General features: G+C 55.6%; 19 protein-coding genes. 12 read left to right on the top strand and 7 right to left on the bottom strand.

The window, feature by feature from the left end:
- Window positions 1-20 precede the first annotated feature (20 nt).
- The 4 genes from MCM46_14555 (at window position 21) to MCM46_14570 (ending at window position 4,616) form a co-directional block, all read left to right on the top strand.
- Window positions 21-2,012, top strand: a complete 1,992-nt coding sequence (locus tag MCM46_14555; GenBank protein ID MCG3113035.1) for an ATP-binding protein — start codon at window positions 21-23, stop codon at window positions 2,010-2,012.
- 153 nt (window positions 2,013-2,165) lie between these two features.
- On the top strand, window positions 2,166-3,026 hold the full coding sequence (locus MCM46_14560; GenBank protein ID MCG3113036.1) for a fatty acid desaturase: 861 nt from the start codon (window positions 2,166-2,168) through the stop codon (window positions 3,024-3,026).
- A 155-nt stretch (window positions 3,027-3,181) separates the two neighbouring features.
- The gene (locus tag MCM46_14565; GenBank protein ID MCG3113037.1) at window positions 3,182-4,378 is read left to right on the top strand and encodes a cysteine desulfurase; all 1,197 of its coding nucleotides are present in this window, start codon (window positions 3,182-3,184) and stop codon (window positions 4,376-4,378) included.
- Between the two features lie 4 nt (window positions 4,379-4,382).
- On the top strand, window positions 4,383-4,616 hold the full coding sequence (locus tag MCM46_14570) for a sulfurtransferase TusA family protein (GenBank protein ID MCG3113038.1): 234 nt from the start codon (window positions 4,383-4,385) through the stop codon (window positions 4,614-4,616).
- A 49-nt stretch (window positions 4,617-4,665) separates the two neighbouring features.
- On the opposite strand, the gene MCM46_14575 is transcribed toward MCM46_14570, so the two are convergent.
- The 5 genes from MCM46_14575 to MCM46_14595 form a co-directional block, all read right to left on the bottom strand.
- Entirely contained in the window at window positions 4,666-5,256 is a 591-nt protein-coding gene (locus MCM46_14575; protein ID MCG3113039.1) for a DUF3501 family protein, read from the bottom strand.
- A gap of 40 nt (window positions 5,257-5,296) precedes the next feature.
- A complete protein-coding gene (locus MCM46_14580) occupies window positions 5,297-6,547 on the bottom strand; it encodes an anaerobic glycerol-3-phosphate dehydrogenase subunit C (GenBank protein ID MCG3113040.1) in 1,251 nt (416 codons plus the stop codon).
- Window positions 6,548-6,630: 83 nt separating this feature from the next.
- Complete coding sequence (locus MCM46_14585) at window positions 6,631-7,059, bottom strand: rubrerythrin family protein (protein MCG3113041.1); 429 nt, start codon at window positions 7,057-7,059, stop codon at window positions 6,631-6,633.
- 43 nt (window positions 7,060-7,102) lie between these two features.
- The gene (locus MCM46_14590) at window positions 7,103-7,498 is read right to left on the bottom strand and encodes a transcriptional repressor (protein ID MCG3113042.1); all 396 of its coding nucleotides are present in this window, start codon (window positions 7,496-7,498) and stop codon (window positions 7,103-7,105) included.
- A gap of 58 nt (window positions 7,499-7,556) precedes the next feature.
- Window positions 7,557-8,702 (bottom strand): VCBS repeat-containing protein, encoded by a 1,146-nt coding sequence (locus MCM46_14595; protein ID MCG3113043.1) that lies wholly within the window; start codon window positions 8,700-8,702, stop codon window positions 7,557-7,559.
- A 179-nt stretch (window positions 8,703-8,881) separates the two neighbouring features.
- Here MCM46_14595 and MCM46_14600 point away from each other — a divergent pair, with 179 nt between their 5' ends.
- From MCM46_14600 to MCM46_14630, 7 genes are all read left to right on the top strand, one after another.
- A complete protein-coding gene (locus MCM46_14600; protein MCG3113044.1) occupies window positions 8,882-9,259 on the top strand; it encodes a tetratricopeptide repeat protein in 378 nt (125 codons plus the stop codon).
- Window positions 9,260-9,445: 186 nt separating this feature from the next.
- The gene (locus MCM46_14605; protein MCG3113045.1) at window positions 9,446-11,860 is read left to right on the top strand and encodes a sulfurtransferase TusA family protein; all 2,415 of its coding nucleotides are present in this window, start codon (window positions 9,446-9,448) and stop codon (window positions 11,858-11,860) included.
- A gap of 158 nt (window positions 11,861-12,018) precedes the next feature.
- Window positions 12,019-13,086, top strand: a complete 1,068-nt coding sequence (locus tag MCM46_14610) for a dihydroorotate dehydrogenase (GenBank protein MCG3113046.1) — start codon at window positions 12,019-12,021, stop codon at window positions 13,084-13,086.
- The gene (gene add, locus MCM46_14615) at window positions 13,083-14,162 is read left to right on the top strand and encodes an adenosine deaminase (protein ID MCG3113047.1); all 1,080 of its coding nucleotides are present in this window, start codon (window positions 13,083-13,085) and stop codon (window positions 14,160-14,162) included. Before MCM46_14610 ends, add begins: the two co-directional genes overlap by 4 nt.
- A complete protein-coding gene (locus tag MCM46_14620; GenBank protein MCG3113048.1) occupies window positions 14,159-16,159 on the top strand; it encodes an ABC-F family ATP-binding cassette domain-containing protein in 2,001 nt (666 codons plus the stop codon). The genes add and MCM46_14620 overlap by 4 nt, the downstream gene beginning before the upstream one ends.
- Before the next feature lie 26 nt (window positions 16,160-16,185).
- On the top strand, window positions 16,186-17,100 hold the full coding sequence (locus MCM46_14625; GenBank protein MCG3113049.1) for an NAD-dependent epimerase/dehydratase family protein: 915 nt from the start codon (window positions 16,186-16,188) through the stop codon (window positions 17,098-17,100).
- 130 nt (window positions 17,101-17,230) lie between these two features.
- Window positions 17,231-18,040, top strand: coding sequence for a methyltransferase domain-containing protein (locus tag MCM46_14630; protein MCG3113050.1), 810 nt, complete (start codon window positions 17,231-17,233; stop codon window positions 18,038-18,040).
- Between the two features lie 59 nt (window positions 18,041-18,099).
- Here MCM46_14630 and MCM46_14635 read toward each other — a convergent pair whose 3' ends face one another.
- Both MCM46_14635 and MCM46_14640 read right to left on the bottom strand, forming a co-directional pair.
- Window positions 18,100-18,537, bottom strand: coding sequence for a hypothetical protein (locus MCM46_14635; GenBank protein MCG3113051.1), 438 nt, complete (start codon window positions 18,535-18,537; stop codon window positions 18,100-18,102).
- Window positions 18,538-18,651: 114 nt separating this feature from the next.
- Window positions 18,652-19,098, bottom strand: a complete 447-nt coding sequence (locus tag MCM46_14640; GenBank protein ID MCG3113052.1) for a DUF192 domain-containing protein — start codon at window positions 19,096-19,098, stop codon at window positions 18,652-18,654.
- Window positions 19,099-19,193: 95 nt separating this feature from the next.
- On the opposite strand from MCM46_14640, the gene MCM46_14645 reads away from it, so the two are divergent.
- Window positions 19,194-20,204, top strand: coding sequence for an energy transducer TonB (locus MCM46_14645; protein MCG3113053.1), 1,011 nt, complete (start codon window positions 19,194-19,196; stop codon window positions 20,202-20,204).
- Window positions 20,205-20,256 lie beyond the last annotated feature (52 nt).

The raw sequence follows: 20,256 nt of genomic DNA on the forward strand, positions 1-20,256 counted from the left end.
AAACGTCCAAGCGAGGCGGTATGGAGATCCCTCCCAAGGTCCGGCAGAAGCGAAAAATAAAGAAGAGATCCCTTACCCCGGTCAGCCGGGAAAAGGCTTCCGAAAACGGCGCGGGAGCGATCTTTTCTTCGAGCGAAGTTCAGCAGATCATCGCCGAGCTTCGAAACCACCAGCACGAACTCGAGGCGCAAAACGACGAGCTTCGGCGGACTCAGGCGGAATTGGAGGCCTCCCGGAACCGCTACTCCGATCTGTATGATTTCGCGCCGGTCGGTTATTTCACCCTCAGTCGAAGCGGATTGATTCTCGAAGCGAACCTCAAGGGAAGAGAGCTGTTGGGGGTCAATCGCGGTTTTCAGCCGAGGACCCCCTTTTCTCTCTTTGTCTTCAAAAGAGACCGGCCCCTTTTCCATGCCCATCGGAGTAGCCTCTTCAAGGGGGGGAAGCGGCAGATCTGCGAGATCCGGCTCCAGACCCGGAGCGGAATTCCCTTTTATGCGCAGATGGAGAGTATTTTTGTTGAAGAGACCCTGTTGGGACCGGTTTGCCGGACGGTGATCAGCGATATCACCCTTCGAAAACAGGCCGAGGAAGAGCGGGCGCAACTCTTCGAGCGAGAACAGATGGCCCGCACGGAGGCCGAACGGATGCAGTGGCGCTTGACTTTCCTGGCGGAGGCCAGCGAGATTCTTGCCGCTTCCCTCGATTACGAAACGAGCTTGCCCCGGGTGGCGCGCCTGGCCGTTCCCTATCTGGCCGATGGGTGTGTGGTCGATGTTGTGGAGGAGGATCGGACGATCCGCCGGGTCGCCGTCGCGGCGGCCGATCCCTCCAAAGAGGCGTTGGGGTGGGAGCTGATGCGCCGCTATCCCCCTCTGCCGGGGAGCCCCCATCCGCTTCTGCATGTCCTACAATCGGGTAAGTCGATCATTTTACCCGAGATTTCCGATCGTCTCCTGCAAGAAATCGCGAAAGATCCCGAGCACCTCCGGATGGCCCGCTTTTTGGGACTCAGATCGGCCATGATGGTTCCGCTGATCGCGCGGGAGCGACCGCTCGGAGTGCTTTCCTTTTTGACCGCGGAGAGCAACCGATGTTATGGAGAAGAAGAGCTTGCTTTGGCTGAAGATCTGGCGCGCCGCGTCGCTGCGGCGGTCGATAACGCGAACCTCTATCGGGGGGCGCAGAAGGAAATCGCCGAGCGCAAACGGGGGGAAGGGGCGATTCAGGAGATGAATCGGACGCTCCAGCAGAGGAATTTGAGCATTGAAGAGGCGAGCCGCGCGCGAAATCTCTTCTTCTCCTACATGTCGCATGAACTGAAGACCCCGGTCAACAGCATTTCCGGCTTTACCCAACTGCTTCGAAGGGGAGCCTATGGAGAGCTTACCCCCAAGCAGGCCGGCGCGGTCGGCCGCATTCATCATAATGCCAATGAACTGATTCACCTCATCAACAACATCTTGGATTTGGCCAAGCTTGAATCGGGCAAGAAGGGGTTGCAAGTGATGGAGGTGAACCTCAGGGAGTTAACCGAGAAAGTGTTGATGATCTTCGAGCCGCTTCTTCAAGAGAAAGGGCTTCATCTACGCAAAGAGATCGACCCCGGCTTCCCGGAATGTTTTTTGACCGACCCGATGCAGGTGAGAAGCATCCTGACCAATCTCCTCTCAAATGCGGTGAAATTTACCCATCGAGGCGAAGTTCGGCTCCGTCTGGGGCGGCGGGTGGAGCGGCAAGAGGTGTTATTGGAGGTTTCGGATACCGGGGTGGGGATTGAGCCGGCGCACCTGGACAAGATCTTCGAGGAGTATGAGCAGAGAGTGGTGGTGCGAGAGGTAAAAGGGAAGTATATCGAGGGGACCGGCTTAGGGCTGGCGATCGTGAAGAAAATGGTGGCGGCGCTTGCCGGAAAGGTCGAGGTCGCCAGCGCCCCGGGTCGGGGGACGACCTTCACGATTTTTCTTCCGGAGCAGCTCCCTAATGAATTGATTTATCCCATCCCTAAGTAGAATAGTCCCGCCGCTGATCCCCTCTTGGGGCGCTCCCCGGATCACAAAGCGCTTGCTTCCCCAACGACATTCCTGTATAATGCCAGACTTGTTTCGCACCTTTTAGGTTATACTTAAAACCAAATCACTTTATTACAAATCGAGGATGGAAGAATGGCGCAGATGATGACCGCCGAGGTGGCGGATGGCCGAATCATAGACTATAAAGCGATCGTTGTCTTTTCGGCGCTTTCGATGGTTATGTTCGTTGGTGTTCCCCTGTTCGGTTATTTTTTCGATTATTCCTGGTTGGATTGGACGATGTTCGGTTTGCTCTATGTGATGTCCGGAATGGGAATCACGGTCGGCTACCACCGATTCATCTCTCATCGGAGTTTTAACGCTCCTGACGCGGTGAAGGTGGCTTTCCTGATCGCGGGGGGCTGGGCGCTGGAGAATTCGGCGCTGAAATGGTGCTCCGACCATGTCCGGCACCATGCCAATGTCGATACCGATGCAGACCCCTATAACGCGAAGAGAGGATTCTGGCACAGTCATCTTCTCTGGATCTTCATCAAAACCCCTTTTTCGATGGATGATAAATATACCGCCATCTTTAAAAAAGATAAGCTGATCATGTGGCAGCACCGTAATTATCTCCTCGTCCTTCTTTCAGGTTTTGCCATTCCGACGCTGATCGGTTTTCTTCATCGCGGTTGGATCGGGGCGCTCTCCGGGTTTCTTCTCGCCGGTGTGTTCAGAACCTTCCTAGTGTTGAATTCGACCTTCTGCATCAATTCGATCTGCCATATGTGGGGAGACCAGCCGAACGGCACTCAAAACAGCAGCCGGGACAGCTGGTTGATCTCCTTGATCACTTTTGGTGAGGGGTATCACAACTACCACCACACTTATCCCCGCGATTACCGGAACGGCCCGAAGTGGTATAACTTCGACCCCTCCAAGTGGTTGATCTTCAGCCTCTATATGGTCGGTTTGGCGAGAGATCTTTCCTATCGGACTGAAACGAATTAGGCTGTTTTCCTTTAGCCGGCCCTCCTTCGAAAAGGGGGGGCCGGTTTTTTATTTTCTTTGTCTAAAGGCCATGCAGGGGTTCAATATGTTGAACCCCGACCATCCTTCCGCCGGACCTTGACAACCTCTTTCCATCCCGCTTATTATTCGTCGTTATGAAAAAAATATACCTCGATCATATCGCAGCCACACCGCTTCTGCCGGCGGCGCGCGAGGCGATGCTCCCCTTCCTGACGGAGCACTTCGGCAACCCGCAAAGCCGTCATGCGGAGGGGGAAATCCCACGAAGGGGAATCGAAGAGGCGCGCAAACGGGTGGCGGAGCTGATCGGCGCCGAGGCGCGGGAGATCGTTTTTACCGCCTCGGGGAGCGAAGCGAACAACCTTGCGATCAAGGGCATTCTTGCCGCGCGTCCGAAGAAAAAGACCCACATCATCACCTCGGTGATCGAGCACTTCTCCGTGGCTCACCCCCTCAAGCATCTGGAACGCGAGGGGGTGGCGGTCACTTGGCTTCCGGTCGATCAAAAAGGGCGGGTCCGTCCGGAACAGGTCGCGGCGGCGCTGCGAAATGAGACAGTGTTGGTGTCGATCATGCATGCGAACAATGAAATCGGAACGGTGCAGCCGATTCAGGAAATCGCCTCGATCACGCAGGCGGCGGGGGTCCTCCTCCACACCGATGCCGTCGCCACCGTCGGGATGATTCCGTTCCGTGTCGATTCGCTCGGGATCGATCTGGCCTCCTTTTCGGCGCAGCCCTTTTATGGACCAAAGGGGGCCGGCGCGCTCTACATTCGCCGGGGAACACGCGTTCATCCTTTGATCGAGGGAGGGATTCAAGAAGGAGGCCGGCGGAGCGGGACCGAGAATGTCGCGGCGATCGTCGGAATGGGGGCGGCGGCCCTCGAGGCGCGAAAGCGCCTCCCTTCCGATGCGCCCCGGTTGGCGGCGCTGCGGGATCGGCTGATCGTCGGACTGACCGAGCGGGTTCCTCTCATTCACCCGACCGGGGATCCGATTCACCGGCTTCCTCACATCGCCAGTTTTGCGGTGGAGTTTGTCGATGGAGAGGCGCTCATTCGACTCTTGGAAAAAAAGGGGATCTTTGCGGCGAGCGGATCATCATGCAGCGCCGAGGCGTTGAAGATCTCGCCTGTCCTCACGGCCACCGGATTTCCGGCGAACGTGGCCCAGGGGGGGATCGTCTTCAGCCTGGGGATGGGGACCACCGAAGAAGAGATCAAGACGGTCCTCTCCATTTTTCCGAGGTGCGTTGAAGAAATTAGGAAGGTCTCGCCGATTTACACCAACCTGTCGCCTCAGGTACAGCAGGGCGGCACTTTAGGATGAATGGATGATTGTTGCCGATCAGACACTCGACACCCTGGGACTCTTCTGTCCGATTCCGGTGATTTTGACTTCAAAGAAGATCAAACAGATGGAGATCGACCAAGTGCTGGAGATCCTCTCCGATGATGAAGGGATCAAGAAAGATCTGCCGGCCTGGTGCAAGAGCAGCGGAAACGAGTTCTTGGATTTAATTCAGGAAGGGAAGGTGTTCAAGGTCTACATTCGCAAGAAGAAATAGTTTTGAAAGCTGGAGCCGGCTGGAGGACTTCACCGGCCCCAGCCCTCTTTTATCCGTCCGCCTGATCCAAATCTTCCAGCAGCGCTTTTTTCGTCTCTTCCGAAATCGACGCCCGTTCTTTATAGTGGGGGTGTTCCGCGACCAGATAGTTTTCCTTTTCGCTTCGGAACGCTTCAATGAGCGTCGGATTCCATTTGAACCGGACATAATGGACCGCGCTGATCTTCTCCTCGGTGCTTCGGCCCCCCTCAAAAACAGCAGGGACCTTTTTCTTCCCGATCTGGAAATAAACGACATTCGGTTGGTCGATTCCGATCAGCCGGTCCAAAACCTCTTTAATCTTGGCTTCCTCTGTGATTTCGATAAAAAGGGTCGCGGAGAGCTCCCCTTCGTCCGGGATGAGATCATTATAGACGTCAACCTCTTCTTGGATCTTGGCGGGATCTTCGACCCGCTCTACGCGCAACATCTCGTGTATCTGGAAGAGAATGGTCTCCCGATTCTCGAAGGTCAAAGAGACGTAAGGGCCCACTTGGATCCGCCTCTTCTTCTTTTCCTCCATGATCGCTTGACGATAGGAATCTCTTATTTTTTCGTACTCAGCCAGTGAATGGAGTTCTTCAGCGTCGATTTTCTTCATCGTTCTGCTCCAGGTTGTAGGGGCGACGCATGCGTCGCCCTCATAATCCATATGCCTTTTTCACAATTTGAATCGGATGAAGCGGCTCTTTCCCGGTCCCTTGGAGGATTTGCATTCCGGCCAGGGGGCAGTCGGTTGCAACCACATCGGGATTCCCCTCCTCAATGGCGCGGAAGAGCGGCTTCGCCGTCTTCATCGATTCGTCGAAGTACTCGGTCTTGATCCCCCAGGTGCCGTCATGCGCCGAGCACTTCTCGATCACATCAATGGTGGTTCCCGGAATCAGCTTCATCAGATCGCGCGATTTGTAGCCGATGTTCTGATCCCGCAGATGACAGGGGATTTGATAGGAAATCTTTCCGACCGAGTTCTTAAATTCCTTATTTAACTTTCCTTCCCCGTTGAGGCGCATCAAATATTCGCAGAGATCAAACGTGTGCTCCGAGACCGTCTTCGCTTCGTCGCCTAATAGGGCAGGATACTCTTTCTTCAACATCAAGCTGCAGGTCGGCATCGGGGCGACGATGTCGTAGCCGGCCCGGATGACCTCTTCAAGCGATTGAATATTGAATCGGGCTTTTTCCCGGGCCGATTCGATATCCCCGACGTCGAAATAGGGCATCCCGCAGCAGCGCTGCGGGGGGGTAATGACTTCGATATTGTTCTTCTCCAGCACCTGCACCGACGCTTTCCCGATGTCGGGGGCGTTGTAGTTGACATAGCAGGTATGAAAGAGGGCGACCTTTTTGGCTGCCGGCGAAGTCTTGGGTGGGTGATTTTTTGCCCGCCATTCAGTGAAGGTCTCGGTCGCGATCTTGGGGAGAATCCGCTCTTTGTGAATGCCGAACCAACGATGGAGGAGGAGTCGAACGGCGCGAACCGAATTGGCCCAGTTGAGAAGCGGCGCCAACCGGCGTCCCCATCGGCCGACCCAATCGGTGTCGACCAGAATCCGATCGCGAAAGGTGGGGCGGTGGGTCTTGGCCCGCTCGGCTTTTCCGAGAAGCATCAAGCGAGGGAAGTCGAGGTTAAAGTGATGCGGCGGGGTGTAGGGACAGTGGTTATAACAGAGCTTGCAGTAGTAGCAGAGATCGGTGATGTCGTTCTGATCTTTCTTGGTAAGGCTGTCGGCCTCGCCGGTCCGATCGTCTATCCGGATGAACATCTGATCGAACGAAGGGCAGAGGTTAAAACAACGGCGGCATCCGTTGCAGATGTCGGCGACGCGCGCGAATTCCTGATCGAGGGTTCTCTTGTTTTCTGAAATCAGGCTTAAGGGATCCGGCGACATGGATGATCCAATCTTTGAAAGATGGGGGTGCGCCGGCGATTTCGCCGGCGCACCCTCCGATTTGAAGTCAATGAGGGAGGCGGTTATTTCCCTTTGATGGAATCGAGGGCCTTCTGAAACCGGCCCGCGTGCGATTTCTCGGCGCGGGCGAGGGTTTCGAACCATGCGGCGATCTCATCAAAACCTTCCTCTCGCGCCATCTTGGCAAAGCCGGGGTACATCTGGGTGTACTCATAGGTCTCGCCGTCGATCGCCGATTGTAGATTGACGGCGGTGTCGCCGACGGCCGATCCGGTGGCCGGATCGCCGACTTCTTTTAGAAAATCAAAATGGCCGAAGGCGTGACCGGTTTCGCCTTCCGCCGTGTCGCGAAAAACGCCGGCGATGTCGGGCTGGCCTTCGATATCGGCCTTCCGCGCAAAATAAAGATACCGGCGGTTCGCCTGGGATTCTCCGGCGAACGCGTGCTTGAGGTTGTCGTGGGTTTTGGTTCCGTTGAGTGGTTTTCCCATCTTTTTCCTTCCCCCTTTCTCGTCTGTTGTATCAGACCGCAAATCAATGCGGTTGGTTGGGTTCAATGCAACCTCGGCAGATGCCGAAGGCCTCTATTCTCCACTCATCGATCTGGAAGCCTTTTTCCGAAAGACTTCCGGTCAGTGAGCGGTAGTTCGGGTAAATATCTTCGATTTTTCCACATCGTCGGCAGGTAAAATGCTCGTGGCGGCTGACGTTTCGATCGTAGCGTTTCTCGCCGGTTCCGAAACTCAGCTCGATAATTTCACCCTGTTCTTTTAAGATCCGAAGATTTCGGTAAACGGTGGCTTGCCCGACCTGGGAGTCGGCCTCCCGAACCCGGGCAAAGATTTCTTGCGCGGTCGGATGGGTTCTCATGTCGGAGAGGGTATCGAGAATCATCTGCCGCTGGCGGCTTTTTCGAAAGGAAGGGCCCATTTGAAATCATTTATTAATAATGAGAATGATTATTAATAGATGATTTCGGAACCCTTTGTCAATCCCTTCTCTTTCTTTGTTTTCCGATCAGGAGCGAAAGGTTTTGATCCTCATTGTTGGCGACGACAATGTCGAGGAACCCGTCCTGGTTAAAATCGCCCTGCGCGATTGAAAAGGGTCCGACGCCGGTACGAATATTCAAGGGGGGATGCCGGAAGGTTCCATCCCCTTTTCCGGCTAAAAAGGAGATATTCGAGCTGCGGCTGTTGGCGACGACCAGGTCGAGGAGATCGTCCCCGCTGAAATCGGCCGCAACGGCGGCGACCGGTCCCCCCTCCGCGCCGAAGTGATGGGCCTTCCCGTAACGGCCTTCTTTCTCTTGAAGAAAAAGGGAGAGAGAATCTCCAAGGCCGTTTACGACCACAATATCGGGGCGGCCGTCTTGATTAAAGTCTTCCGAGATCAGGCTCAGCGGGTTCATCCCGGCGGTCCCTTTTTCTCCCTTCTCGAAGGTGCCGTCCCCCCGTCCCCATAAAAAAATAAATTCATGGCTTCCGGGGCCGTTGTTCGCAACGGCAAGATCGAGGAACTCGTCTCCGTTGAAAAGCCCGGAGATGATTCCGGTGGGGATCGCTCCCGGATCGAGGACCATTCCATCCTCAAATGTACCATTTCCTTTCCCGAGCAGGATCATCAGACGATCGTAGCGCGAGACGACCGCCATATCCAGATGCCGATCTCCGTTGAAGTCGGCGACCGTCGCCATGAAGGGGGCGCGGCCGACCTGATAAATAACGGGAGGGGCAAAAAGGACGTGGCCTTGGACGTGGCCTTGGTTGAGAAAAAGAGAGAGGTTGTCTTCATCGTTGTTGAGGGCGGCCAGATCGACCTTTCCATCTTCGTTAAAGTCCCCGAATGCGATGGAGCGCGGCTGCCGTCCGGTTTTGAGCTGGACCGGGTCTTGAAAACTTCCATCTTTGTTGTTGATGAGAAGAAAGACGTTGTTGTCTTCGGTATTTGCCACAGCCAGATCGAGAAAGCCGTCCTGGTTCAGGTCGGCGGCCCCGACGAACGAGGGGCTATGCCCAACCGCGTAGGCGATCGGCTCTCGGAACGGATTCGGAGGCGGCGGCTCGGGTTTCACACAACCGGCTTCCAAGAAGAGGAAGATTGCTGTGAGGACGGAAAGAGATCGGTTTGTCATGGCCGGTATTCTACGCGAATTCATTTGCCTGTCAAATTCTTTTTCAAACCGAAAGGCGTGATTTCTCCGTGGTGAAGCAAGCCTACCTGAGAGGATTAGCTCTTCGAGGTAATTGATGCGGGGCAACTGCCATTATTACAATAAAGACTACGGATATGCTCACTAGAAGGAGGTACAGAATGAAAAAAGTAATCGTATTGTCGATGGCGTTGATGCTCCTCACGACGGCGTGTGGAACGACCAAAGAGATTTTTAACGGCGGGGGCGGCGAGCCGCAAGCGGCGGCGCCCGGGAATTTGCCGGAAACCGCTCAAGACGAATTTAACAAAGGCGTTAGCGCGTACAACGAAGAAAAGTATGTGAACGCCCAGCAACATTTCCAAAATGTCACCAAGATCAACCCGAATATTCCGGAGGCCCACTTGAACTTGGCGCTTTCGCTCTATCGCCAGGGGAAAACGGAGGAGGCCGACCGGCATTTTGATAAGGCTAAAGAGCTTCTCTCCAAAGAGGGAATGGGAGGCGCCGATGTCGGAGACACCAGCGGCCAACAGTAGCATAAAGTGATCATTACGTAGGTTAAAACCGGCTAAAAAAGGGAGCCCATCGCGGCTCCCTTTTTTATTGGATCTTGTTTGTTTTAAAAGGGGAATTTCAGCGTTCTTGGAGGAGAGTTTTATATTGATTGTTTGGGGAAAGTGGTGTATCCTTTGGGAAAATCTTTTGTCATCAGTGAGGATTCAATGGGCTCAATCCAAACCACCCTTCCAGAAGAAATCGTCAAGGAAATTGAAAACTTTGGTCTTCAGGTGGAACGCTTGAAGAAAAAAGAGATTCCAGAGGAGAAGTTCAAGCGTTTCCGGCTCCAGCATGGGATCTATGGACAGCGGCAAAAAGGGTTTCAGATGGTCCGGGTCAAGATCCCGTCGGGGGTTCTGAATAGTCAGAAGCTTCGCGCTTTGGCGGAAATCGCCGAGCATTATTCGACCGGCAAGGGACATGTCACCACCCGGCAAGATATCCAGTATCATTTTGTGAAATTGGACGACATCACCGCCGTGATGACCCGGCTGGCCGAATCTGGATTAACGACCCGCGAGGCATGCGGCAACACAGTGCGCAACGTGACCGCCTGCCATCTCGCCGGGGTCTGCCCCACTGAGTTGTTCGATGTGACCGCGATTTCAGAGAAGGTCGCCTACTACCTGCTGCGGAATCCGATCAACCAAGATCTTCCCCGCAAATTCAAAATCTCCTTCTCCGGGTGCCAGAGCGAGTGCGGTTTGGCGTCGATCCATGATATCGGGTTCATCGCGACAAGCCGTGACGTTCAGGGCCGGACGGAGTACGGCTTCAAAGTTTTTGTCGGAGGAGGGTTGGGGTCTCATCCGAAATTGGCGAAGCTCTATACCGAGTTTTTGCCGATGGAAGAGGTTTTGCCTTTCTGCGAAGCGATCCTTAAAATTTTCGATGCGAACGGAGACCGGAAAACAAAGAGCAAGGCCCGGATGAAATTCATTATTGAAAAGTGGGGGAGCGATCAATTCAACAAGAAGGTGGCGGAAGAATTGGCCCTCCTCAAGGAATCAGGCAAAGTCTATCCCGCTCTGCCGGCCCCGCAACCGAAGGCCCCCTCTCTTGAACTCAATCTGATTGAGAACGGCGGGAACGGCCGCCACGGAAACGCGGAATATGAAAAGTGGTTTCGAACGAATATCATCCCGCAGCCGATGCCCGGCATTTGTGCCGTCCAGATCAAATTAATTCTCGGCGATATTACCTCCGCCCAGCTGCGCGGGATGGCCGATATCGTCGATCGGTTTTCCCCGGATGCGATCCGGACGACCCATCAACAGAATTTAATTCTTCACCATGTCCGCCAGCAGGAGCTCCCTGCGCTTTACGCCGCGCTCGATCGAATCGGGCTGGCCGGCGCGGGGGCGGAACGCGCCGTCGATGTGATCGCCTGCCCGGGCGCCGACAGCTGCCAGTTGGCATTGACCTCCTCGATGGGATTGGGCGCGGCCATTGTCGACCGATTCGAGAAAGATCTTCCGGAATTCGAAGACATCAACGGTCTTCGGATACGGATCTCCGGCTGTCCGAATTCGTGCGGCCATCACCATATCGCTGGGATCGGTTTTCACGGGGTCGGCAAAAAAGTTCACGGCAAGCTGGCGCCGCACTACCAACTCCATTTGGGAGGGGGAGTGAGCGCGGAGCGCTCGGTGATCGGGGCCTCCAAGTTGAAGATCCCTGCCAAGAACATTCCTTCGGCGGTGATCGAGCTCATCAAGGCCTATCGCGAGAATCGGCAGGGGGAGGAAGCGTTCAACCAGTTCATCGAGCGCTTCGGCCGCGACGCCCTCTCCGTCCGGCTGGAGAAGTTCATCCAAATTCCGACGCCGCAGGAAGCGCCGGAGTATTATCAAGATTACAACGGCGATCAGGATTTCTCGCTCGATGACCTCGGCCCGGGGGAGTGCGCCGGGACCGTGATCGATATGATCGAGCACCATCTTCGGATGGGGAGCCAGTCGATCGAGAAGGCCTCCGCCGCCCTCGCCCGTGGGCAGTCGAACGAGGCGATCGCCGACATCAAACAGGCGATCATGGTCTGCTGCCGCGCCTTGTTGATTCCGTTCGGCGTCGATTTGCCGCATGAAGATCAGATCCTCAAGGAGTTCCAGCACAAGCTGGTGGAGCAGGGGATCGTCACGGAACGGTTCGAAAACTTCACGGAGGATCTCGGAAAGTGGGTCTCCTTCGATCCGCAGCTCGAATCGGTCCGGAAGACCCTCGATCTGGCCGATGCCTTTGTCCGGGAGTGTCATGAAGCATATGATCGTCTCGATGCCGGCTTGAAGTTAAGGAAGAGAGAGCCGGTTTCGTCCGTGATACAGAATGAGGTGGATATGAGCGTACAAAAAGAAGTCGATGCCAGTCTGGACCTTTCGGGTGTCGCTTGCCCCATGAACTTTGTGAAGACGAAGTTGCAGCTGGAGGAGATGGATGCCGGCCAGCTGCTCGAGGTCATCATCGACGACGGGGAGCCGATCCGGAATGTTCCACGAAGCGTTCAGGCCGAAGGGCATAAAATTTTAAAGAATGAAAAATTGCCCGACGGCCATTTCAAGCTCGTCATCGAAAAGGTCTAATCGGCGATCAGGATTTCTTATCTTAAGGCTTAAAGCGCAGCCCGGGCCATCTGCCTGGGCTGTTTGCTGTCGGAGGAAGCGGTGCAAAGGTTGACCTGAGTTCCTCTCCATGTTAGCATACAAGGAATTCATATGAACGTTTCCGGAACATTCTTTTGATGAAGCCAAGCCCGACATACGATATCACCCGCTCCTACGAAGCCAATTATCAAGAAGGTCCCTTTCTCAAAGAAAAGCCCCCCGCCCGGCGGATTCGGAAGAAAGTGAAATTCCTCGGATTCGATGTCAACTCCCGTCTCGGCATCCCGGCCGGACCGCTTTTGAATTCGCGCTGGATCATCGCCTATGCGGAGCTTGGCTTCGACCTCCTTGTCTATAAGACGGTCCGAACCGCGGCGACCCCCAGCCATCCCGATCCGAACTGCATGTTCCTTCAATGGAAGGGGCCGTTGACCGAGAAAGATTTCGGGAAGCGCTTGATCGCCTCGATGGAATCTCCCTCCAGCGTGGAAGAGATCAGCATCACCAATTCGTTCGGAATGCCGTCGCGTGATCCGAAGATTTGGCAGGAAGATATCGGCCGGGCGAAAGCGGGAATCCGCGACGGGCAGCTGCTGATCGTCAGCGTTGTCGGCACGCCGGGCGAAAAGGATCTGGCGGAAGATTACGCCCGCGCGGCCCGTCTGGCCGCCGAAGCGGGGGCGACCGTGGTCGAGATCAACCTCTCCTGTCCGAATGTCGTGACGGGGGAAGGGAGCGTCTACACCGATCCGGTCTTCTCTTCGGAGATTTCGAAGCGGGTGAAGCAGGCGATCGGCGCGGTGCCGTTGATCATCAAGATCGGCTACATCTCCGACCCGTCCCGGTTGGAAAAAGTGGTCGCCGCCAACGCGCCGCACGTCGATGCGATCTCCGGCCTGAATACCCTCTCCTTTGAGGTGGTGAAGCCCGACGGCGCGCAAGCGCTCCCCGGGAAAGGACGGCTTCGGTCGGGGGTCTGCGGCGCCGCCATCCGGCCATGCGCGATGACGCAGGCGAAACGGATCGTCGATTTAAAACGAAAAGAGCGGTATAATTTCGAGATCGTCGGCGTCGGCGGGGTGATGACCCCGGCGCACGTCCGGGAGTTCGTCAATGTGGGGGTCGATGCCGTCATGACCGCCACCGGCGCCATGTGGGATCCGTTTCTGGCATACCGTTACTGGCAAGAAGAAGCAGGCAGATGAGACGTTCCAACAAAAAGCAGATACCGTCGAAAAACGGAATCGGAAAAATCGAGAAGGTCGAGCTTCACCAGCATGTCGACGGGTCGATTCCGGTTGATATTACCTGGAAGCTGATGAAGGAGCACCGGCTCAACCCGGTTGCCACCAAGAAGGAGATGGAGCGTCTTCTCGTTCTTCAGGAGGGGGAAGAGGGGGCGCTGCTCCGATACCTCGACAAGTTTCACTATCCGGCCTGGATCACGCAGTTTTACGGGAATATCTCCTATGTCGTCGAGGCGATCGTCAAAAAGGCCTATCAGGACGGCGTGCGGCTTCTGGAGCTTCGTTATGCGCCGATTATTCATACCTTCGCCGGGTTGACCCTCCGGCAGACGATCAGCTCGGTGTTGACCGGCTTAAACCGCGCCAAGCGAAAATATCCGATCGAGACCGGACTGATCGTCATCGCCATGCGGCATCAAGGCCCCCATATCGCCAAGATCCTCGCCCGGCAGGCGATCGCCGAGGCGCAGCAGTTCCATGAACGGACGGGGGTGATTGGCTTCGATGTGGCGGGGGCGGAGCGGGGAAACCCGGCGCGGCTGTTTAAAGAAGCTTTCGACATCGCCCGTTCGGGGAAACTCGGCCTCACGATTCATGCGGGAGAGGATGAAGGGCCGGAGGCGATCTGGGAGGCGGTCGATATCCTCGGCGCGCGGCGGATCGGCCACGGCTGCTCTGCGATCAAAGACAAAGCGTTGATGCGGCGGCTGGCGAAAGATCAGGTTCTGGTCGAATGCTGTTACACCTCCAATTATCAGACCGGCGCCGTGCCGATGGGGGCGCCCCATCCGATGTTCACCTTTTTGGAGTATGGGATTCCGATCGCCATCTGCACCGACAACACGACCGTTTCGAATACCGATCAAATCCGGGAGAACGAAAAGCTCTCGAAGTGGCTGACGGCGGCGCAGCTTCAGGAGATTCATCGAAAGGCCCGCGCCCACTCTTTTATCCACGCGACACCGAACATCCGGGAAAACCTTCCGCCGCAGCATGATCTGGAGCGGCCTCGGTTTAATCATTCAAAGAAATGATCTCTCTTCTCAACATCACAAAACGATTCGGGGCCAGGACCCTGCTTGCCGACGCGACCTTGCAGGTGGCGTATGGGGATCGGATCGCCCTGATCGGCCCGAACGGCGCGGGCAAAACGACGCTGCTGGAGATGATCTCCCGCAAGGTCGACCCCGACGAGGGAGAGGTCATCATTTCCAAGAGCTCCGTGGTCGGTTATCTTCCTCAAGAGATCATCCAATTAAGGGGGCGATCGATCTTGGAAGAGGTTCTTTCGGCCTCCGATTCGATCAATCAGATCGAAGCGACCCTCAAGCGGATCGAGCGCGAGATGCACGAGACCGACGACATGAAGGAAAAGGAGCGTCTCGGCCTGCACTATGCGGAGTTGCAGATCCAGTACGAGTCAAAGGGAGGGTATGACCTGGAACACCAGGCGAAGCAAATCCTCTCGGGATTGAGCTTCAAAGAGGCGAACTTCGGAAAGAAGACCGACACGTTGAGCGGCGGATGGCTGATGCGGATTGCGCTGGCGAAGCTCCTCCTCTCCCAGCCCGACATTCTTCTTCTCGACGAGCCGACCAACCATCTCGATCTGGAATCGGTCATCTGGCTCGAAAACTTTTTGAAGAGCTATGCCGGAGCGATTCTGTTCATCTCCCATGATCGCCCCTTTATTAATGCGCTGGCCGACCGGATTGTCGAAATCGACAATGGAAAGCTGATCAATTACACCGGGAATTACGATCGCTATCTTGCCGCGAAGGAGGAGGCGGCGGAAATTCGGCAATCGACTTATGAGAACCAGCAAAAAAAGATCGATGAAACCAAGCGTTTCATCGATCGGTTCCGCGCCCAGGCCACCAAGGCGCGCCAGGTGCAGAGCCGGATCAAGCAACTCGAGAAGATGGATAAGGTGGAGCTGACGCAGGAGCGTAAGAAGGTGCGGTTTACCTTCCCTCAGCCGGAGCGGGGAGGCCAGGAGGTGATCACCCTGGAAGGGATCGACAAGTCTTATGGGGCGATCAAAGTCTACCAAGGGCTCAACCTGACGATCACGCGGGGACAGAAGGTGGCGTTGGTGGGGCCGAACGGCGCCGGAAAATCGACCCTCCTCAAAATTCTGGCGGGGGTGTTGCCGATCGACGGCGGGCGCCGCGCCCTCGGACAGAAGGTCAATCTCAGCTATTTCAGCCAGCATCAACTTGAATCGCTGCATCCGAATTACACGCTCCTTCAGGAGATGCAAGAGGCCCATCCGGAAGGAGCGCAGTCGTTCCTGAGGGGGATCCTCGGCGCTTTTCTCTTCTCGGGTGATGATGTTTTCAAACAGGTCTCCGTGTTGAGCGGAGGGGAGAAGAGCCGGTTGGCGCTGGCGAAGATGTTGATCAAGCCGGCGAACTTACTTCTTCTCGACGAGCCGACGAACCATCTCGATATCCCTTCCCGTGATGTTCTTGAGGAAGCGTTGAGGGAGTATACCGGCACCATTTGCTTCATCACGCACGATCGGCACGTCATTCGAGGGGTCGCGAATCATATCATCGAGGTTGACCAGGGGCTTGTAACCGTTTATCCTGGCGATTACGATTATTATCTCTATAAGAAAGGAAAGACGGCCGAGACGCCCGCGTCTTCAACGGGGAAGGGTGTCTCGCAAGAGGCCCCGCCATCCTCAGAGAAAGAAAAGCCTTCTCTCAGCAAGAACGAGCAGAAGGAGCAGAAGCGAAAAGAGGCCGAGGCGAGAAATCGGCTCTACCGCGAAGCGCAGCCGCTGAAGAAAAAGATCGAAGCGCTTGAGAAGGCGCTCGATGAAAAAAACAAAGCGTACCAGGAATGTGTGGCGCTTTTGGCCGATCCGAACATCTACCAAGAGAAGGTTCGTTTTTACGAACTGATGGAACGGCACAACCATTTGAAGTCCGAGATCGATCAGGAGACGGCCCTCTGGGAGAAACTCTCCCTCGAATATGAAGCGCTCTCCCAAGCGATGACGACGCAATCATCCCCTCCCTGATCCTCTTTGCATAGGAGGAAAACGACATGCCAAAACAATTCACGACCATCCTGCTCATCGGCGAAGGACAACTGACGAAGCAGCTCGGCGTGCGCCTCCTACAGCACGATCACAGTGTCTGGGCGCTGATTTCATCCGACGGCCTGGCCCCCGGCTTCGCCCGGCTTGGAATCAATCCGTTGGCGGCCGATCTCTCGGAGCCCTTTTTGGCGAAGATGGCGGTGGCGAATGCCGATGTGATCTTCCATCTTGCCAACCGGCGGCAGCATGGGATGGCGGCGCCGGAGCCGACCGATCTGAAGGCATTGCAGAATATCCTCTCGGTGATCCCGCGCGGCGCGGTCAAGCGCTATATCTATGAGAGCAGTCTCGCGGTCTACGATAATGTGGTTCCCGGCCAGAATCTGCCGGCCGCGGGGATTGATGAGAAGGTCTTCTCTCGTCCGAAGAGCGCGACCGGCCGGATTCATCTGGAGGCGGAGCGGGAGATTCTGGCTCGGTTCTCCGAGGAAGGTTTTCCCGGGATCATCCTCAGGACCGGCGCGCTCTATCAGGCGGTTCCCGGCATCCTCGATCAGGTCCGAAGAGGGGTCTATTCGCTTCCGGCCGATCTCCCCTCCCTCTTTCACAGAATCTATATGGAAGACTATCTCGACATCTTGGTCGCCGCGATGGAGAAGGGTCGGCCCGGCCAAGCGTATAACGTGGTCGATCAAGCGCCCCATACCCCGGCCGAGTATTACAATCAAATGGCGGCGATGCTGGGTGTCCCCCCGCTGATCCCTTCGATCTCTGATCCCCAAGCCGCCCCTGCGGGGGTCCGGTATCAGAATGAAAAACTTGTCAGAGAATTCGGTCTCACCCTCCGTTTCCCCACTTACCGAGAAGGCCTGTTGGACGGTCTTCAGAAGGCCGAAGATCTGAAAACACGGGAGGCGTGAAGCGTTAGGCGTAAGGAGTCAACGATTTTAAAGTCTTTCGATTTTTATCCCTGACGTCTCACCGCTCATGTCTAACGTTAACTCAGAAAACCCTTGTGCCTCGTCCTCGATCATGATATAAGAAAAAGCCATGTCGAAGCCATCCAGCGAAACGATTGCGAAAGTCTATAACGATTGGGGAAAGGGGTTTGACGATCTTGTCAGCGAAACCCCTTTCCTGATGAACAGCTATCTCCTTTACGACCTCTGCCTCGCGGAGTTGACGAAGGGGAAGCGCTATTCGCGCATCCTCGATGTCGGCTGCGGGAGCGGCCTGCAGGCGATCCATTTGGCGCCGTATGCCGACGAGGTGGTCGGGATCGACCTCTCGAAGGAGCTGATCGAAGTGGCCAAAGACCGGTGCAAGGCGCACCCCAATGTGAAATTCCAGGTGGCGAATGCCTGTCAGCTTCCCTTTCCCGATAAGAGCTTCGATTTCCTTATCTCCTACGGCGATGTCTTAAGCCACATCGTCGATGGATACGAGCAGGCGGTGGCCGAGATGGGCCGGGTCGCAAAGCCGGGGGCCATCTTGACCATAGAAACCGATACCAAGTGGAATTTCGGAATCTTCTATCACCCCTCCGAGATGATCGATGCCCTCCGTGTTCCGGGGAAGGGACATGCCACGCGGGTCTGGGAAGGGATGCGCTTTAAGACGTTCACCTGGCGGGAGCTCAAATCGCTCCTGGAGGAAAACGGATTCGAAATCCTCTCCTGCCGAGGCCATAACATTCTCTCTTCTTTGATTCCGGATCGCTATCTTTTGGAGAAGGGAAAGCGAAGCCCGATCGGCAAGCTCGCCCTCGCGATCGGCAAACTCGACCTTGCGATTTCCGGGACCTTCCCCTTCAATCGATTCGGTTTCAACTTCGTGGTGACGGCAAGAAAAAAGGGATGAGCGCCTCCGGCGTCATCCCTCTCTGTCAAACCCATCTATTTGTCTAAATTATCCCAGGGCTATTTCATTTCCTGCGCATGCTTGTTGCCTTCCTTTGCATGCATCATCGCTTCTTTCGCGTGATCCATCATGACGTCATTGTGGCCGGCCTGACCATGCTCGACGGCGCCCTTTGCATGAGTGACCGCTTCTTGCACATGCTTCATCGCCTCACCGCCATGCATCTGCGTCGCGCTTCCCTTGGCCGCGCTTTTCACCGCCGTCTGGCCGTGATTCAAACACTCCTGTCCCTCTTGAACCATCTTCTTAAGGTGTTTCACTGCAACGTCGGTGTGTCCTTGTCCCCCATGATCCAATCCGCTTTCTCCCGCTTGGACCATGCCGTTGCAGTGTTCTTTCGCGGTTCCGGCGTGTCCGGCATCGGCAAATGCATGGGTCGCCGCCGACATCATGAAAAGGCCCGCCGTAATAACGGCGAATTTTCCCGTTAGACGCATGTTTCCTCCTTTGTGGGGGTGGGATAAAAACAGTCGAAATTTATCATTCAAATAGGAAGACTGTCAAGATAAGGGACGATTCGGCCCGCTTTGGCTTCCGTGGATGGAGCCGTTCTAGAACCGGACCTTCATCCCCAATTTCAATCTTTCCTTTTCTGCAAACCCCGATGCAACCTCGATGACGTAGAGGGCATTTTTATCAAGCGGCCCGTAATTCGGGCAGGGGTCTGCTTTGCAGGGCGGGGTTTTCTCGGAGATGAAGATAATCTCCTTCTGTTCGTTGAACCAGATGATGTCGATCGGGAATTTGCAGTTCTTCATCCAAAAAAGATAAGGGCGCGCCTCTTGAAAAACAAAAAGCATCCCGCCGCCGGAAGGAAGGGAATCACGGAACATCAGCCCGGTATTCCTCGCTTCAGGGGTATCGGCGACTTCGGCGTGGATCTGGGTGCCGCTTGGAAAAGTCACGGTGCGACGGGCAGGCGGTTTTTCCGAAAGGGCCGAATTCCAGGAGAGGGCCATTGCAAGGAAGAGCAGCAGAACAAAAATCGGTTTTCGCATGGGGTTATCTTATGAAAATTAAAGGGTTCTGTCAACCGCGGCTCGGGCCGGACATCGCCTTTGATGTGTGTTGCCGTTATGTTATAATCCGTTCCATGCACCTCTACGATGAAATCGCCGAAGAAGTATATCCGGAAGGAAGAGAGAGATCCCGCTTTCCTTATGTTCTCTTTATTTCCCTCTCATTTTTATTCCATCTCTCGATGCTCCTTATCATCCAGCAATGGGCGCGATGGGAGCCGGCTCGCGTTGATTTAGAAGATCAAGTCGTTCAGTTGGTCGACCCGGAATCGCTTTCACCCGCCCCGCCAAAACCAAAAAGTCTCCTGTTCGGAACCGATCGGGAAGAAGATCTAAAATCGATCCCGCGAGGGGAAGAGACCCGCCTCCCGCCGATTCCAAAGTCGGAGCGCCCGGGTCTTCCTCCCACGGCCAGAGCGGGAAAAGCGCCAGGTCCGATCGCGCCTCCGGCGCCGAAGCCGCAAGCCCCTCCGGCGCCGATCGTCCCGGCTCCGTCCCCCGCTCTTCCGGAACGTTCTACAGAACCCGAGGGGGCCCTTCCCGCACCGAGCCCTTCCCCTCCGCTTGCAACGGAAGAAGCGAAGAGACCCCTTCCGTCGCTTCCCTTCGGGCAAGGAGGACGGGGAGAGGCCGGAACCGATTCTCCGCCCCGGCCGGGTGTCCCCGGTCTTCCCGGCCTCCCTTTTGCCGATTCAAAGAGCCTCGACCGGTTGGCGAAAGTTTTTTCCGATCAGGAACGGGTCCCGCCGAAAGATACGATCTCCATCAATACGGACGATCTGAAATATTTCTCCTATACGCTGAAGCTCAAGAACAAGATTGAATATATCTGGAGGTATCCGCAGTCCGCTGCGGAGCGGGGAATCCAGGGAAACCTCCTTTTGACCTTCACGATTCAGCGAAACGGCTATGTCAGCGAGGTGAGGGTTGTCTCCACGTCGGGTTATGAAATTCTCGATCTGGAGGCGGTGCGTGCGATCAAAGAGGCCTCTCCTTTTGCCCCCTTGCCCGATTCTTGGAACGAGGACCATATCACCATCACCGGTCATTTTGTCTATCACAATCATATTACCTATTTACGATAATATGTGGGGGCCCGTGCAGTGCTCGCATTGCTGCGCGCTTCCGATGCCCCCA

Source organism: Candidatus Manganitrophus morganii (genome assembly GCA_021651055.1).
Taxonomy (GTDB): Bacteria; Nitrospirota; Nitrospiria; order SBBL01; family Manganitrophaceae; genus Manganitrophus; species Manganitrophus morganii.